The 1,029-nt window shown below is 69.2% G+C and carries 2 protein-coding genes; both read right to left on the reverse strand.

Translation table 11 applies throughout. The annotated features are described in order from the left end of the window. Positions 1-42 precede the first annotated feature (42 nt). Complete coding sequence (locus DQW06_RS27875; RefSeq protein ID WP_013155699.1) at positions 43-327, reverse strand: hypothetical protein; 285 nt, start codon at positions 325-327, stop codon at positions 43-45. 40 nt (positions 328-367) lie between these two features. Beyond that, positions 368-799 carry a hypothetical protein gene (locus DQW06_RS27880; RefSeq protein WP_117199594.1) on the reverse strand — a complete coding sequence of 144 codons (432 nt, stop codon included), beginning with the start codon at positions 797-799 and terminating at the stop codon, positions 368-370. Positions 800-1,029 lie beyond the last annotated feature (230 nt).

Raw genomic sequence — 1,029 nt, forward strand, 5'->3', positions numbered from 1 at the left:
GCCGTGTCCGCTACGGCAGCGGACACGGCGTTCCCGCCGGGGTCACGCCCTGTCGGGCGCCCCCTTCTGCTCACGGATCCTCTCCGCCACGAACCCGGCCAGGTCCTCGAAGCTGCTGCCGGTGAACTCCGACATGTCCTCCAGGAGGGACACGTTGTAGACGTCCTCCAGGGCCAGCACGAGCTGCACGATCGAGAACGAGTCCAGGTCGCTCGTCTGCGAGGGCTCGGGGAGGTCGAACTGGGGCTCGTTCGACGTGAACATCAGGACGGTCATCGCCTGGACCTTGATCTGGGACAGGATCTCGCTCTGGTCTACTGCGGCCATCGTTGCCGAACCTCTTCTCTGGTGTGGTGGGGTGGCGTCCTCAGCCCGCGTCGGGCCCCTGGGAGAGGCGCTGGACGAACTTGGCGCCGTAGCGTTCCCAGCGCTCGCGCTGGATGACGAAGTGGGAGGCGGACTCCAGGCCCGGGGGCCGCCGCGGGGGCTCCGACTCGGTCACCATGGTCGGATGGTCGCGCAGGCCGTTCGCCCGCTCGCCGACGGACCAGAAGCGGACCTCGTCCACCGGCCACGCGCGGAAGGCGCGGTCCACGGTCAGCACCGTGGCCTCCAACGCGATGCCGACGGCGTTGGCCCCCTCGTCCACGACCACGTCCACCTGGACCCACCGCTCCTCCCGGTCCAGGCGCGAGAGCGAACAGAACCCCAGGACGGCGCCGGTGGAGGGGGCGACGGCGAGGAACTGCTCCGCCGCGTCCTCGGCGTCGCGGGGGAGCGGCCTGACGAGGTCGTCCATTCCCGGGAATTCGGGGACGCCCCTCTCCGCCAATGCGCTGACGGCGGCGGCCGCGCCCAGGTTCTCAACCGGTCGGAGCCTGACTCTGCGTGTTTCCACGGTATTTTCTGGCACGCTCTCCTGCCTCAACTTTTTGTCGGTTCGCAGCCGTTCCGTTCCTGCCGTGTGCCGGAAGGGGGAGGATTCCCGAAAACGGGGACGGAGGGAATGGGGGCGTATCGGGGGTTCCC

The sequence above is a fragment of the Nocardiopsis sp. TNDT3 genome, assembly GCF_003427465.1.
Classification (GTDB): Bacteria; Actinomycetota; Actinomycetes; order Streptosporangiales; family Streptosporangiaceae; genus Nocardiopsis; species Nocardiopsis dassonvillei.